Here is a 15305-nt window from a genome sequence, read left to right on the forward strand (position 1 = left end):
ACATTTTGGTTCATAGATAAAATATTGTATCATTTCGCGGCCTGCAATGCAATCATTTTCCCCCGGCAAAGTGCTGAAAAAACCGCTCCGCGGGGGCCTGGCCGTCCACGGAGCGGTTTCTTTCTTATGTGTGGCACCCCGGGGCGTGCACCAGGCGCTTGGTGCGCCACACGCCGCTTCTCCAGCGGGCCAGGAAAAGCAGGGCACGGATGCACTCGTCCGCAGCCTGTCCGATCCAGAGGCCCACCAGGCCCAGACCTAACACCTGGCTCAGGAGGAAACCGCCGCCCACGCTCACCGTCCAGGCACTGATCACGCAGATGGTGATGGGAAAGCGGATGTCGCCGCAGGCCTGAAGCGCCCGGCACATGACGATGTTCACCGCCCGTCCGATCTCCAGAGGTATCTCCACCAGCATCACCCATTTGCACAGCGCCAGCACCTGCTCACTGCCGGTAAAGATCCCGTACACCTGCCGGGCCAGCGCAAATAGGAGGACGGACACCAGGGTGGAAATCAGCAGAGCCCGCCGCAGGGTGTACCACACCGTCCGGTCCACCTCGTCCGGCCGGCCCGCGCCCATCAGATTGGCCGCGGCCACCTGGGCCGCTTGGCCGATGGCGGAGGCAAAGATATAGGAGAGCATGGCGAACATATTGGCATACACTTTGGTGGTGACCACATACAGAGGCAGCAGGTTGCAGAAGGTCTGGAGCATCAGCTGGCTGCAGTTGTAGGAGATGGACTCGCCCCCGGTGGGCAGTCCGATGGCCAGAAGGGTACGCAGCTGATAAAAGGGAAAGGGCCGCAGGAATTTCAGCGCGATCATACCCGGGAAGCGCCGGCAGAACAAAATCGCAATGGCGGCCACGCCCATCAGGCGGCTGATATCGCTGGCCAGGGCTGCCCCAGCCGCCCCCATGGCCGGCAGCCCGAAGGCGCCGTTGATGAAGATGGCGTTGAGCACGATATTGAGCGCATTCACCGCCACAGAGATCATCATGCTCTCCTTCATCATCTGGTTGCTGCGGAAAAAGGCGGTAAAGGTGAGATACACCGCCTGGAGCAGCATCCCCACCGAGATGATGCGGGTATAGGCGCAGGTCTCCGCGAAAATCTGGCTGTCCACCTGCATCAGGCGGTAGATGGGCTCACACAGCACAAGCAGCAGCACCATGACGACCAGGCCGAAGATGGTGTTGGCCAGCAGGGCCACCGTATAGGTCTCCCCCAGCTCACTCACGGCGCCTGCGCCGATGTGCTGGGCGATCAGGATCATGGCGGCGGTACACACTACGGAGAAAATGATGATGAGCAGGCTGGTGATCTGGTTGGCGTTGCCGATGGCGCCCACCGAGTCACTGTTGTACCATCCCACCATGATCTGGTCGGCATTGCCCACCAGCATTTGGAGCACCAGTTCAATAAAAATGGGCCAGGTCAGCCGCAGGATGCTTTGGCCGCCGGGCCATAAGGGTTTCGTCTTCATTTCCGCCCTCCCTGTTCACAACAGACGTATTATAAAGAAATCCCCGGAAATAGCAATGCGCAAACCAAACAAAACAACGGCCGGGCATATGCCCGACCGTTGTCAATGTTCCAGTCTTTTATCTGCCGTAATCCTGCGGCGCCTCCGGCCAGTGGCTGTAGTCCTCCCACTGGTGGTCCCTGGCCAGCGTGCTGTCGCTCACCAAAAAATAGTCGTAGCGGAGTATAGGGCGGGAACTGACAGGGTCGTCCCAGGTAACGTCCACATTATACCAGACGCCGTTCAGCTTCACCTTGTTCCACGCGTGGCCGCCTCCGTTGCCCGTGCCGGATACCCGGACACACTCAATACCGCTGAGGTAGCAGAGCAGATCAAACGCCTTGCTGTATCCGTCGCACACCGCATAGCCGTCGATCAGCGCCCCGGAGGCGTTGTGGCTGCGGTCCCCGGTCTCCTGGTAGGTGTTGTTGTTCACCAGATAGTCATGGTAGGCCTTCACCTGTTCATAGGGGCTCATAGAGGAGTCGGTCACCTCCGCACAGATCTCCTTGGCCCGGTTGAGTGTGGCCATATCCTCCTGGGAGAGGGTGTCCGCCTTGCCCTCCAGATAAGCCATGGCCCGCACCCCGTCGCCGTAGGTCAGGTTGGCCCGGAGAACGCCATATCCCGGCGACCAGCTGAAATTGGCCCAGGTCACATCGGGCAGGCCCTTGAAGTCCTTGCTGATCTGCCGGCTATAGGCCTCCTCCTGCCCCGCCGGTACGTGGAGAAGGATCTCGGCCTCCCGGCCCTCCACCGCCGCAGCCAGCTTTCCGATCACCTCATCCGGACGGTTCACGGTGATCTCCTTCACCGATGCGCTCACTGGCCCCGCCTTTGGAGGCGTTGCCGCGCCGCCCGCTCCGTCCGCATCAAAGACGTCTGCCCGGTCCAGCCGCTCCCGCAACGTCTCGCCGCTTCCATTGACTCTGCAGTCCAGCGCACTCAGACAGATCGCCGCAATATCCGCCCGGCAGAAGTCCTCCCCCTGCACATAGTCCAGCCCCGCCTGATCCGCGGTCGGGAAAGGGTCGCGCCAATCCACCTGGGCATAGCCCAAGGCCCGCAGCACCAGGGTCAGGAACTGCGCCTGATCAATGGAGGCCGCTGTTCCAAAGGCCGTGGCCGAGATGCCGGAGGAGATGCTCTTATAGTAAGCATAGCCTACATAGTCGTCCGCCCAGCCCGCGTCCTGGAAGGGGTGGACATATTGGGCGTACAGTGCCTCCCGCTCCCCGCCCAGAAGGCGCACCAGCATGGTCACCGCCTCGCCGCGGGTGGCCTCCTGCTCCAGATCAAAGTTGGGGGAGCCGTCCGGCAGAGTCCCTGTGCCTTTGAAGAGCCCCAGCTCATACAGCTCCTGTGCCGCTGCCCTCCCCGCCTCCAGCCGGTCCGGCGTCAGCGCCGCCCCGCCTGGCACCAGCTGGGTGCACAGCAGCGCTGACATCAGCAGGCCGGTCAAACATCTTTTTTTCCAGTTTCCCATCGAAATTACCTCCTGTGGTGCCCGGTTGTACAGCGCTTGCCTCGTTTTTTATGATTATAACAGGCTTTTCTGCTCCCCGCAACCAAAGCTTTACACAGCTGTGGTTGCGCTTTCGCGGCGCATCCCTTATACTGAACACAGCTACGCGGAAGGAGGCCGTCTATGAAGCTCTTGCAGAAATACCGCGCTCCCCTGCTTTTCCTTCTGCTCTTTGAGGGGATCGCCGTTGGGCTCTGGCTGTGGCTGGACAACCCCTTTTACCTGTTCAACTTTTCCTACATTGGGGGCGGTCTGTCGCTGGCCATCGCCCTGTATATCCGCGGATTCCGGCACGCCCGTCTGGTGGCCCAGCTGTTGGTGGGCGGCTACATGCTGGTCTATCTGGGATTGATCCGTGGAGAAAATATGCAGATCGAGGGCTTCTGGTACTATCTCTTTCTGGGCGTTTTTGAGGCGGCCGCCATCCATTACGCTGTGGCGAAAATCGCCGGCCCGCTCTTCTTCGGGCGCGGCTGGTGCGGCTACGCCTGCTGGACGGCCATGGTGCTTGACCTGCTGCCCTATCCGGTTCCCGCTCAGCCCAGACGTCGGTGGGGCTGGATGCGGCTGGCGACCTTTGCCGCAGCCCTGCTCTTTGTAGCCCTCCTCTTTCATCTGCGTCTCCCCAATTTGGAGCAGGTCATGTTCCGCAGCTTTGTCGCGGGGAATCTGGCCTATTACGCCGCTGGCGTTCTGCTGGCCTTCCGGTTAAAGGACAACCGCGCTTTCTGCAAGTACTTATGTCCCGTAGCGGTGTTTCTGAAGCCGGCCAGCTACTTCGCCCGCCTGCGCGTAACCTGCGATGAAGACAAATGCGTCTCCTGCGGCAAATGCAGACAGGTATGTCCCATGGATGTGGATATGACTGACAACCGCCGCAGCCGCGCCAACGGTACCGAGTGCATTCTGTGCGGCCGCTGTATAGAGGCCTGCCCCACCAACGCACTGAAACTATAATATGCGTCCTGCTGCAAAATAGATTTCTTTTTATGAACAAAGGCGGAGCCGTTCCAGGCTCCGCCTTTGTTATCATCTCCGGGCATCTCAGCCCTTCAGCTTATCCATCCCGGCCTTAGCCGCATTCTGCTCCATCCCCCAAAATGCTCCGCATTTCGGGGACCCTGGCTTCCTTATATCTGCGGGGCGGAGTGAATCCGCCTCCGCATCAAGGTTTTGCTGCGCAAAACACTTGGACGCCGCTGGCGGCGGCTCGCTCCTGCTCGCAAAGAGGCTCTGCAACATGCGGCGCTCAGCCCTTCAGCTTATCCATCCCGGCCTTAGCCGCATTCTGCTCCGCCTCTTTTTTGCTGCGGCCCTTGCCCTGGCCGATGGCCGCGCCGTTCAGGTCTACCTCCACTGAGAATATCTTGGCGTGGTCGGGCCCCTCCGCGCCAATCAGGCGATAGCCCAGCACCTGACCGCTCTCCCGCTGGACCAGCTCCTGCAGGGCGGTCTTATAGTCCCGGCTGGCGCTCTTCTCCTCCTCGCTGTCCAGGATGAACTTGCGGATAATCTTCCGGGCCGAGCCGATGCCCCCATCCAGATACACCGCCGCCAGCACAGCCTCCACCGCGTCGGCCTGGATGGAGGGGCGCTCCCGGCCGCCGCCCACATCCTCTCCCTTGCCCAGTTTCAGATAGCGCCCCAGCTCCAGCGCGCGGGCCACCTCCACCAGGCTTCCTTCGCATACCAACGCCGCCCGGGTGCGGGTCAAATCCCCCTCGGGCAGGTCCGGATGGGTGCGGAATAGATAGTCCGCCGTCACCATCCCCAGCACCGAATCGCCCAGGAATTCCAGGCGCTCGTTGCTCCCCAAGCCGTCCGCCTTGTGCTCGTTTGCGTAGGAGCTGTGGGTCAGCGCGTTCTCCAGCAGCGCCCGGTTTTCAAAATGGTAGCCCAGCCGCTCCTCAAGCTCCGTCATGGCCTACTCCTTTCTGAATGGAAACGGAGGCCCCGCTGCACCAGCGAGGCCTCTGTTCAACTTCTCTTTTTCTCAGTCGCCCAGCTTATTCTTCAGGTAATTGATCAGGTCGCCCACGGTGGAGATGCCGGACAGGTCGTCCTCCTCCATCTCCTCCACGCCAAACTCCTCCTCCACAGCCATGGAGAGTTCCACAATGTCCAGGGAGTCGGCGCCCAGATCCTCAAAGGAGGTATCCATGGTAATGGTATCCTGCTCCACACCGAACTGCTCGGCCAGCAAGGCGGCAATCTTATCAAAGATCATACTAATCTACTCCTAATCGTTGCTGTCAGCTTCGGCAGCGTCTTTGCATTATGATAATAGGCAAGATTTAGTTGCCTGTCAATAGGGTAAATCAAATTTTTTCCGCTGTGCCCACCGGAAGACGCATGTGCTCGATGTTTTCGGCAATATCCTCAATGATCCCAGAGGATGCAAAGGTGACCGCCTGGCGGATGGCGTTTTTGATGGCAAAGTCATCAGAGGAGCCGTGGGCCTTGATCACCGGTCTGGAGATGCCCAGCATGGCAGTGCCCCCGATTTCCCCGGCATCCATAAGCTTTTTAAACTCCTTCAGCCCGCCGGACACCAGCACGGCGGCCAACTTGGTGCAGATATTTTTCTTGAACATAGCCTTGAGCTGCTTGGCCATAAACCCGCCCGTGCCCTCCATGGTCTTGAGAAAAATATTGCCCGAATAGCCGTCGGTGACGATCACGTCCACTTGGCCATAGACCGCCTCCCGGGCCTCCACATTGCCCACGAAGTGAATGCGCCCCGCCGCATCCGCCTGTTTGAGCAGGGTGTAGGCCGCGCGCTGCAGATCGGTTCCCTTGGACTCCTCCGCGCCGATGTTGAGCAAGCCCACACGGGGCTCCGGGCGCTTGAGCACCCGCTCGGCGTAATAGGAGCCCATAAAGGCGAACTGGAGCAGGTACTCCGGGGTGCACTCGGCCGTGGCTCCACAGTCGATGAGTACCGCGCCGCCACCGCCGGTGGGCACCACCGGGGCCAAGGCGGCCCGGCGGATCCCCCGCACCCGCTTGACCAGCAGAGTAGCCGCGGAGAGAATGGCCCCGGTGCTGCCCGCGGAGACAAAGGCATCCCCGCCGCCGCTTTTGAGCATGTTCAGGCCCACGGTAAGGGAGGAGTCCTTCTTCTCCTTAAAGGCGGTGGCGGGGTTGTCGCACATCTCCACCACCTCGGATGCATGGGCGATCTCCAGCCCGGGGGGCAGGTCGTCCACCCCCTCGGCCTGGAGGACCTTGAGGATTTCCTCCCCCTGGCCCACCAGGACCACCTCCACTCCCAGCTCCCGCACGGCGGCCAGCGCCCCGCGCACGTTGGAGACGGGGGCGTTGTCGCCGCCCATTGCGTCTACGATAATCTTCATGGGTCATTCCTTCTTTCCTTCTTGCTGATCGGTGGGCTTTCCTCCCCCACCGGGGGAAGTGGGTCGCGCTCCCGCGCGGGGCCCGGCTTTTGAGCTGCAAAAGCCGGGAGAAAACAACCAGGATCTTCGCCCCCCGGACCTCAGGATCGGGCGGCAGAGCTTTGGGTAGAGGCGGGTATGGCTTGAAAGCAGTTGCGGCTCGTTTTCGGTCAGGCACCTGAGGGAGCAACATCCCTCGGCCGATTTCCCTGCAAGGCTTGTAAGCTGCTGCGCTGGAAGGGGCGCCAACGAGCCGCCGCTGGCGCTTTGCGCCGTGTTCAGGCTTGCGGCCCAAACGCCCCCTTCCGCAGCGCTGCGCGGGCACTGTGCGAGGCTCGCAGGACCGGGGTCTGCCGCTTAGAAGCTCTCTATACCGGCGCAGCCGATGAAAATGGTCTGGGCCCTCGTAGGGAGCCGAACCCCGCGCAGGAGCGCAAAGCTTTCCGTCCTCTGCGGTGGCAGATATTCTAGCAAAATTTACAACAAATCCAAACTGACATCCAATCCATCCAACGTCTCCAGCGCCCGCCTGGACAGTTCAGCATTTTTATTCCGCTTGCCCTTGACACGGTGGTCCAGGGGTGGGATAATGCCGAAATTCACATTCATAGGCTGAAAATCCGCCACGCTCCCGTTGCTGATGTAGAGCGCCAGGGCCCCCACCGCGGTCTCCTGGGGAAAGTCCACCGGCGGCCTGCCCTCCAGCCGGCGGGCCAGCTCCACGGCGGCCAGGAAGCCGGAGGCGGCGGATTCCACATACCCCTCTACGCCGGTCATCTGCCCGGCAAAGCACAGGCGAGGCTCCTTTTTGACCCGGTAATAGCGGTCCAGCAGCCGGGGGGAGTCCAGATAGGTGTTGCGGTGCATCACCCCGTAGCGGACAAACTGGGCGCTGTGCAAGGCTGGGATCATGGAAAACACCCGCTTCTGCTCCGGCCACTTCAGGTGGGTCTGAAAGCCCACCAGGTTGTAAATGCTGCCCTGGGCGTTATCCCGGCGCAGCTGCACCACGGCAAAGGGCTCCTTTCCGGTCCTGGGATCCTTCAGACCCCGTGGCTTCAGGGGCCCGTAACACAGGGTCTGCTTTCCCCGCCGGGCCATGACCTCCACGGGCATGCAGCCCTCGAACACATTTCTGTCCTCAAAACCGTGGACCGGGGCCTCCTGGGCAGCGCACAGCTCGCTCCAGAAGGCGTCGTACTCGTCCTCGGTCATAGGGCAGTTGATATAGTCCGGGGTGCCCCTGTCATAGCGTGAGGCAAAAAAGGCGCTGTCCATATCCACGCTCTCAAAGGTCACCAGAGGGGCGGCCGCGTCGTAGAAATTCAGGGGACGGCTCTCGGGGAACAGTCCCTGAATGGCCGCCGCCAGGGCGTCCGAGGTGAGGGGGCCGGAGGCAATGATCACATTCCCTGTCTCCGGAATGGCCGTAACCTCTCCCTCTGTCACGGTGATGAGGGGGTGGCTTCTGAGGTGCTCCGTAATCGTCCGGGAAAAGCCATAGCGGTCCACCGCCAAAGCACCTCCCGCCTCCACCCGGTGGGCGTCGGCGCAGGTCAGGATGAGGGAGCCCATGCGCCGCAGCTCCTCCTTCAGCAGGCCCACCGCGTTCTCCAGCTGGTCGGAGCGCAGGGAGTTGGAGCACACCAACTCCCCGAAGTCGTCCGTGTGGTGGGCGGGGGTGCGCTTGGCCGGCTTCATCTCCCGCAGGTCCACGGGGATGCCCCGCCGGGCCAGCTGCCATGCGGCCTCCGAGCCCGCCAGCCCCGCGCCGATTACGATCACTGGTTCCATTGCTTCCTCCTTGCCGCCCTCAGCGGATAAAATTGGTCCGCTGGGGCTCCTCCCGCTCCGGCAGGCCGTATGTTTCCCGGCCCAGGGCGATGCTCTTGACCAGAAAGGCCATATTGCGGGCCAGGGTACGCATGGTCTGCAATCCCTCCGCGTCCTGCGCAGCCTCTCCAGGCAGCTCGCCATGGATGCTGTTCCAATACTGGCTGGACGCCACAGGCATCCCACTGCCGGTAAAGAATTTATTCAACTCGTCAAAGGCGGCGGACAGGCCGCCCCGCCGGGCGGCCACCACGCTGGCCCCCACCTTCATGGTCTTGTCGAATGGGGTGCTGTAAAACAGCCGGGTGAGCAGGGCCACCAGGGTGGCGTTGGCCGAGGCGTAGTACACGGGGCTGCCCACCACCAGGCCGTCGCAGGCCTGGAATTTGGGAGCCAGCTCGTTCACCAGGTCGTCAAAAACGCACCGGCCCAGCACCTTGCACCGGCGACAGGCGATGCAGCCGCGGATGTCCCGGTTCCCCACCTGCATCAGTTCGGTCTCCAGCCCCTCCCGGGCAAAGACCTCCGCCATTTCTCCCAGCGCCAGGGCTGTGTTCCCGTTGGCTCTGGGGCTTCCGTTCAGCATCAGAATTTTCATGGCTCCTCCTTCCCGCTCCGGGTACCCGCAGCTTTTTTCGCGGTTGGCTTTTTTGCAGCCGTTTTCTTGGCCGGTGCCGTCTTTTTCACAGCAGCGGTCTCTTTGGAGGCGGCTTTCTTCGCGGTGGTCTTTTTTGCAGCCGCCTTCTTGACCGCGGGCTTCTTCTCCTCTTCGGGGGGCATTCCCTCCGCCGGGGTCTCGGCCGTGGTTTTTTTCTTATAGCCCCGCTGGTCCTCGGGCAGGAAGTTGGGACAGTCCGGGTTAATGCAGAAGGGGCGCTTGAAGCCCCGCCCCGATTTCTTAAACAGGGTATGTCCGCATTCCGGGCAGTTGTCCTTCACGGGCACGTCCCAGGTCATAAAGTCACAGCGCTTGGCCTCGTCCTTGTTGGTGTTATTCTCACAGCCGTAGTAGGCGTAACCCCTCTTGGAGGTCTTTTTGAGGATCCTGCCGCCGCACTTGGGGCACTTGCCTGGCATCTCGATGACGATGGGCTGGGTATGGGGGCACTCCGGCCAGCCGGGGCAGGCCAGGAAGCGGCCGAAGCGGCCGGACTTGTAGACCAGGTTGCGTCCGCAAAGGGGACAGATCACGTCGGACACCTCGTCGGGCACCTTGATGCGCTCGGTATCCTGCTCGGCCTCCCTCAGCTCCTTTTCAAAGCCGCCGTAGAACTGGCCGAGCAGGCTCTTCCAGTCCACCTTGCCCTCCTCCACCTCGTCCAGCTGCTCCTCCATATGGGCGGTGAAGGCGGTGTCCACAATGTCGGTGAATTTGTCCTTCATCAGGTCGGTGACCACCTCTCCCAGAGGGGTGGTGCGCAGGTATTTGCCCTCCTTGACCACATACTCCCTGTCCAGGATGGTGGAGATGGTGGGGGCGTAGGTAGAGGGGCGACCGATGCCCTTCTCCTCCAGAGCTTTAATGAGGGTGGCCTCGGTATAGCGGGCCGGGGGCTGGGTGAAGTGCTGCTCGGGGCTGGTCTCCTTCAGGGCGAGTGGCTCCCCCTCCTTCAGGTCTGGCAGGGGGGACTGGCTCACTTCCTCCTCCTCGTCCTTGCCCTCCACATACACGGCGGTATAGCCGGAGAACTTGAGGGCCGAGTGGTTGGCCCGGAAGGTGTACCCGGCGGAGCGCACGTCGATGGACACGCTGTCATACACGGCGGAGGCCATCTGGCAGGCCAGAAAACGGCTCCAGATAAGCTTGTAGAGCCGGTACTGCTCTGCGGTCAGGTCCTTTTTGATGTCCTCCGGGGTAAGGGTCACGTCGGAGGGGCGGATAGCCTCGTGGGCGTCCTGAGCGCCCGACTTGGTCTTGTATACCCTGGCCTTGCCGGGGTAATAGTCCTTGCCGTACCGGCCGAGAATGAAGTCCCGGGCGGCGGCGGTGGCCTCGTCGGACAGGCGCAGGGAGTCGGTACGCATATAGGTAATCAGGCCCACGGCGCCCTCTCCGGCGATGTCCACGCCCTCATAGAGCTGCTGGGCGATGGACATGGTGCGCCGGGGCGTCATGTTCAGCTTGCGGCTGGCCTCCTGCTGCAGGGTGGAGGTGGTGAAGGGGGGCGCGGGATTGCGCAGCTTGTCCTGCCGCTTGACCCCGACCACGGAGAAGGGCGCGCCCTGCACGGCGGAGAGGACCTGGTCCACCTCCGCCCGGCTGTGCAGCTCCATCTTTTTCTCTTTTCCGTAAAACGCGGCCTTGAACTTGCCCAGGTTGGGGGCGATTCGCTCCAGATCCACATCGATGGACCAGTACTCCTGGGGCACAAAGGCCTTGATGTCCGCCTCCCGCTCGGCCACCAGGCGGGTGGCCACCGACTGCACCCGCCCGGCGCTCAGGCCCCGGCGGATCTTCTTCCAGAGCAGCGGGGATATCTGATAGCCTACGATGCGGTCCAGCACCCGGCGTGCCTGCTGGGCGTCCACCAGGTCCATGTCAATGGACCTGGGAGAGGCGATGGAGTCATTGACCACCTTTTTGGTAATTTCGTTGAAGGTCACCCGGTAGGTCTTGTCGTCCGGGATGCCCAAAAGCTCCTTCAGATGCCAGGATATGGCCTCCCCCTCCCGGTCCGGGTCGGTGGCCAGGAACACTTTCTCGCTGCCCTTGGCCGCCTTCTTCAGGTCGGAAATGACCTCCTCCTTGCCTTTGATAGGCTGATAGTCCACCGCAAAGCCATGCTCTACGTCCACACCCAGCTTGCTCTTGGGCAGGTCGCGCACGTGGCCCATGGACGCCTTGACCTCATAGCCCGGACCCAGGTATTTTCCAATGGTCTTGGCCTTGGCCGGGGACTCTACAATGACCAGATTTGATTTCGCCACAGCACATTTACTCCTATTCGTCGTCATACTTCCGCAAACCGGACCGCGGCCTCAAAGCGCCGGCCCGGAATTTCCTGAATCAGTCCCCGCACCTGCAGCACAGTCAGGGCCGAATTGACCCGGCGGGCGGGGAGCTCTGTGCGGCCGATCAGCTCGTCCGCCGTCAGCGCGCTCTGGAAGAGCAGGGAGAGGATCTCCTTCTCCTGGTCCGCCAGGGCAGCCAGCACGGCCCCGTCGGCGGCCGGCTTCTCCTCCAGGCGTTCCGGGGCAGAGGCGGGCCTGTCCACGGTTTCCGCCGGGAGCGGCGCGGGCTCCACCGCCAGGCGGGCCTGCCGCTCTTCCTCGGGCACTGCCTCCGCCCGGCGGAGCTTATGGGGAAAGCGGAGGGTGTACTCCTCCAGAATATCCCCCGCGCCCCGGACCAGCTTGGCGCATCCCTTGGAGATGAGCCCGTTGGTGCCCGTGCTCATGGGCGCGTCCGCCGGACCGGGCACGGCGAACACATCCCGGTCCTGCTCCAGGGCCCGCTCCGCCGTGATCAGGGTGCCGCTGCCCCGCTCCGCCTCCACCGCCACCACGCCCACGGACAGGCCGCTGATGATGCGGTTTCGGATGGGAAAGCGCCAGCCGTCCGGCCGGGTCCCCGGCGGGGCCTCACTGATCAGGGCACCTGCGGAGGCTACATCCTCGTACAGCCAGCGGTTTTCCCTGGGGTAGACCACGTCCACCCCGCCGGCCAGCACCGACACGGCCGCTCCGCCCGCCTGGAGCGCGCCCTTGAGGCTGCACGCGTCGATCCCCTGGGCAATGCCGGAGACGATCAGCGCCCCGGCGCGGGTCAGGTCAAAAGCAAGCTTACCCGCCATACGCTTTCCGTATTCTGAGCACTTGCGGGAGCCCACCATGCCGATGGCCAGCTCCTCGTCAAAGCGGAAGAGTCTCCCCCGCACATAGAGCACCAGGGGGTAGTCGGGCAGCTGAAGCAGCCGCTCCGGATACTCCGCGTCCTGGCTCGTCAGGATACGCAGGTTCAGCCGGTCACAGTCGGCCAGGATGCGCTCCACCCCGTCCATGGACTTGTCCGACAAATCCGCCCGGGTCAGAGGCGCAATGGGCACCTCGCCGTACTCCTCCTCCCCGGCAAAGTACACCGCCTCCGCCGAGCCGAAACGGCGGATCAGCTCCGCGGCCTGCTCCGGCCGAAGGCTCCGCCGGGTGGTGAGCCAAATCAGATAGTGCAGCGCCGCCATGGCGGGACCTCCTTCCTGGTTATCGAAACATCTCCCAGAGCACTACGCCGGCCGCCACCGCGGCGTTGAGGGACTCACAGCGGTCGGTCATGGGGATCTTTAAGGTTTGTTTACATAATTCCAATGCCTGCTTGGACACCCCCCGGCCCTCGCTGCCGATGATGACGGCGGCGGCGGACAGGTCGGCCGAGCGCACATCCCGGGTGTCCTCCCGCAGGGCGGTGGCGTACAGGGGCACCCCCGCCGCGTCCAGCAGGGGCTTGAGGGCGTCCAGCTGCGTCTCCCACACCGGCAGGCGGAAGCAGGCCCCCATGGTGGCGCGGACCGTCTTGGGGGAAAAGGGGTCGGCGCAGTGGTTGACCAACATGAGCCCCGCCGCCCCAAAGGCGTCGGCCGTCCGCCAGATGGTGCCCACATTTCCAGGGTCCTGCACGCCGTCCAGCACCAGCCACCGCCCGGCGGGCAGGCGCTCCGGCGGGGCAGTAGGGGGCAGGGCGCACAGGGCCAGCACCCCCTGGGGGCTCTCCGTGTCGGACAGGCTCTTCAAAAGGTCCTCCGGCACCTCCGCCAGCCGCACCCCGGGCAGAGGGGGCAGCCCCTCCAGCCCCTTGGGGGTGGCCAGCACGGTGCGAATTTCCGCCCCCCAGCGCACCGCCTCCCCCAGAAGCTTGGGCCCCTCAATGAGGAACTCCCCCGCCTCCCGGCGGGCCGCCCGGGCGCGGCTCAGCCTGCGTATGCGCATGCACAGGGCGTTTTGACGGCTTGTAATACGCTCCATGGCGCTCACCTATAGGTCCTGCAGACGGTTGATGTCCTCCGTCCGGCCCAATGTGACCGCCGCGTCCCCCGGCTCCATCACATAGGCCGCGCCGGGGGCCACGTTCAGCTCTCCTGAGCCGCCCTTGCGCATGGCGATGATGTTGACATGATAGCGCTTGCGCACGTCCAGCTCCTGGATCGTCTTATGCTGCCACTCCTTTGGAATGGCGATTTCCACAATGCCGTAGTCGTCGGACAGCTCGATGAAATTGAGGACATTGGAGCTGGACAGGCCTTGGGCCAGCTTGACACCCATCTCATGCTCCGGAAACACCACTCGGTCGGCTCCGATCTTCTCCAGCACCTTGCGGTGGACATGGCTCTGGGCCTTGCAGATGATCCGCTTGACTCCCAGCTCCTTCAGGTTCAGGGTAATAAGCGCGGAGGTCCCCACATCATCCCCTACCGCCACAATGGCGCAGTCATAATTGCGGATTCCCAGAGCCCTGAGAACAGCCGGGTCCTTGGCATCTCCCGCCGCCGCGTGGGTCACCCGGTCAGCGACCTTCTGCACGTTCTCCTCCGAGCCGTCCAGCGCCAGCACCTCATGCCCCAGATTTGACAGCTCTGTGGCAACCGCGGTCCCAAACCGGCCCAGTCCGATCACAACAAAAGTTTTCATCTGCAGCGCATCCTCCTCAGCCGATCATCAGATTCATTTCCGGATAGCGTACCTTCGCCTTTGTTTTCTTTCGTATCATGAACGCCACAGAGAAGGACAAAATGCCCACGCGGCCCAGATACATAAACACAATCAGCAACCCCTGGGAGAAGGGGCTGAGCGCCGTGGTAATTCCGGTGGTCAGGCCTACGGTCCCCATGGCGGAGGCCACTTCAAACACGCAGTCCAGATAGGGTGAATTCTCTATGGTGGCAATCAGCATGGACCCACACAGGAACAAAAGCAGCATCACCAGGGTCAGGGTCATGGCATTGAGCACCCGCTGCATGGGGATGGCCCGGCCCCGGAAGGTCACCTGCTCCCGCCCCGCCAGGCCGGAGCGCAGCGCCAGCAGCAGCACCCCCACCGTGACAGTCTTCAGTCCGCCGGCCGTGGAGCCGGAGGATCCGCCGATGAGCATCAGAATGGACGACATCGCCTTGCTGCTGTCATGCAGCCCGCCCTGTCCGATGGCATCAAAGCCCGCTGTGCGCAGAGTGACGGACTGAAAGAGGGCGTTGAGCCCCTTCTGGCCCAGGGGCATCCCGCCGAGGGTGGCCGGATTCCGGGACTCCTCCACAAAGAAGAACAGTGCCCCTCCCAGGATCAGCCCGCCCGTGATGAGCAGTACCATCCTGCTGTAGACCGTAAGCCTGCGCCAGCTACGTTTGGTCAGGATATCCTCCCAGACAAAAAAGCCCAGGCCGCCCACAACAATGAGCGCGGCGGTGACCCCCAACACCAGGGGGCTGTCGCTCACCCCCGTCAGGCTGGAGAAGGCGCCGTATTTCACCCCCATCAGGTCAAAGCCCGCATTGCAGAAAGCGGAAACCGCATGGAATATGGCATGCCAGACTCCCCTGAGCACGCCGAACTCCGGCACCATCCGCAGCGCCAGGAGCACAGCCCCAATGCCCTCCATCAGAAAGGTTCCCATCAGGGCGTGGCGCACCACCCGCACCACGCCGTCCATATCGTTGAGGTTCAGGGTAGACACCATAATCAGGCGCTCCGATAGACCGATGCGCCGGCGCAGCGCAAACGAGAGCAGGGTGATAATCGTCATAAAGCCCAGGCCGCCCAGCTGGATCATCGCCAGAATCACCACCTGGCCGAACAGGGACCACTGCACGGCCGTGTCCACCAGGATAAGCCCTGTGACACAGGTGGCTGAGGTAGCCGTAAACAGCGCGGTAAAAAATCCGGCACTCTGCCCGTCTCTGGAGGCAATGGGCAGCGTGAGCAGCAGCGCCCCTATCAGAATGATCACCGCAAAGGATCCCGCCACAATGCGTGTGGCGTTCAGGCTCCTGCTTCTGATCAGGCGGTTGCGCAGCCAAAACGCGATTCGTTTGAACAAGCGTGT

13 protein-coding genes are annotated in these 15305 nt (G+C 62.7%); 1 reads left to right on the forward strand and 12 read right to left on the reverse strand.

The window, feature by feature from the left end; translation table 11 throughout:
• Positions 1 to 124 precede the first annotated feature (124 nt).
• Together H9Q75_RS04860 and H9Q75_RS04865 are read right to left on the reverse strand one after the other, a co-directional pair.
• Entirely contained in the window at positions 125 to 1489 is a 1365-nt protein-coding gene (locus H9Q75_RS04860) for an MATE family efflux transporter (RefSeq protein ID WP_186565059.1), read from the reverse strand.
• Positions 1490 to 1607: 118 nt separating this feature from the next.
• Positions 1608 to 3014 carry a transglutaminase domain-containing protein gene (locus H9Q75_RS04865; RefSeq protein WP_186565060.1) on the reverse strand — a complete coding sequence of 469 codons (1407 nt, stop codon included), beginning with the start codon at positions 3012 to 3014 and terminating at the stop codon, positions 1608 to 1610.
• A 162-nt stretch (positions 3015 to 3176) separates the two neighbouring features.
• Between H9Q75_RS04865 and H9Q75_RS04870 the strand changes: the two genes are divergently transcribed.
• Entirely contained in the window at positions 3177 to 4010 is an 834-nt protein-coding gene (locus tag H9Q75_RS04870; protein ID WP_186565061.1) for a 4Fe-4S binding protein, read from the forward strand.
• 292 nt (positions 4011 to 4302) lie between these two features.
• Here the strand turns inward: H9Q75_RS04870 and rnc are convergent, their stop codons facing one another.
• The 10 genes from rnc to H9Q75_RS04920 form a co-directional block, all read right to left on the reverse strand.
• Positions 4303 to 4974: a ribonuclease III gene (rnc, locus tag H9Q75_RS04875; protein ID WP_186565062.1), complete on the reverse strand. Its 672-nt coding sequence runs from the start codon at positions 4972 to 4974 to the stop codon at positions 4303 to 4305.
• A gap of 72 nt (positions 4975 to 5046) precedes the next feature.
• Complete coding sequence (gene acpP / locus H9Q75_RS04880; RefSeq protein WP_186565063.1) at positions 5047 to 5280, reverse strand: acyl carrier protein; 234 nt, start codon at positions 5278 to 5280, stop codon at positions 5047 to 5049.
• A 91-nt stretch (positions 5281 to 5371) separates the two neighbouring features.
• Positions 5372 to 6409, reverse strand: coding sequence for a phosphate acyltransferase PlsX (plsX, locus tag H9Q75_RS04885; protein ID WP_186565064.1), 1038 nt, complete (start codon positions 6407 to 6409; stop codon positions 5372 to 5374).
• Between the two features lie 516 nt (positions 6410 to 6925).
• Positions 6926 to 8242: a methylenetetrahydrofolate--tRNA-(uracil(54)-C(5))-methyltransferase (FADH(2)-oxidizing) TrmFO gene (trmFO, locus tag H9Q75_RS04890; RefSeq protein ID WP_186565065.1), complete on the reverse strand. Its 1317-nt coding sequence runs from the start codon at positions 8240 to 8242 to the stop codon at positions 6926 to 6928.
• 19 nt (positions 8243 to 8261) lie between these two features.
• Positions 8262 to 8879 carry a flavodoxin family protein gene (locus H9Q75_RS04895; protein ID WP_186565066.1) on the reverse strand — a complete coding sequence of 206 codons (618 nt, stop codon included), beginning with the start codon at positions 8877 to 8879 and terminating at the stop codon, positions 8262 to 8264.
• Positions 8876 to 11209, reverse strand: coding sequence for a type I DNA topoisomerase (topA, locus tag H9Q75_RS04900; protein WP_186565067.1), 2334 nt, complete (start codon positions 11207 to 11209; stop codon positions 8876 to 8878). The genes H9Q75_RS04895 and topA overlap by 4 nt, the downstream gene beginning before the upstream one ends.
• Before the next feature lie 23 nt (positions 11210 to 11232).
• Positions 11233 to 12459: a DNA-processing protein DprA gene (gene dprA / locus H9Q75_RS04905; RefSeq protein ID WP_186565068.1), complete on the reverse strand. Its 1227-nt coding sequence runs from the start codon at positions 12457 to 12459 to the stop codon at positions 11233 to 11235.
• Between the two features lie 19 nt (positions 12460 to 12478).
• A complete protein-coding gene (locus H9Q75_RS04910; protein WP_186565069.1) occupies positions 12479 to 13237 on the reverse strand; it encodes a TrmH family RNA methyltransferase in 759 nt (252 codons plus the stop codon).
• A 9-nt stretch (positions 13238 to 13246) separates the two neighbouring features.
• Positions 13247 to 13900, reverse strand: coding sequence for a potassium channel family protein (locus H9Q75_RS04915; protein ID WP_186565070.1), 654 nt, complete (start codon positions 13898 to 13900; stop codon positions 13247 to 13249).
• Positions 13901 to 13916: 16 nt separating this feature from the next.
• Positions 13917 to 15299, reverse strand: a complete 1383-nt coding sequence (locus tag H9Q75_RS04920; protein WP_186565071.1) for a TrkH family potassium uptake protein — start codon at positions 15297 to 15299, stop codon at positions 13917 to 13919.
• Between the last annotated feature and the right edge of the window lie 6 nt (positions 15300 to 15305).

The sequence above is a fragment of the Lawsonibacter celer genome (assembly GCF_014281125.1).
Classification (GTDB): domain Bacteria; phylum Bacillota; class Clostridia; order Oscillospirales; family Oscillospiraceae; genus Lawsonibacter_B; species Lawsonibacter_B celer.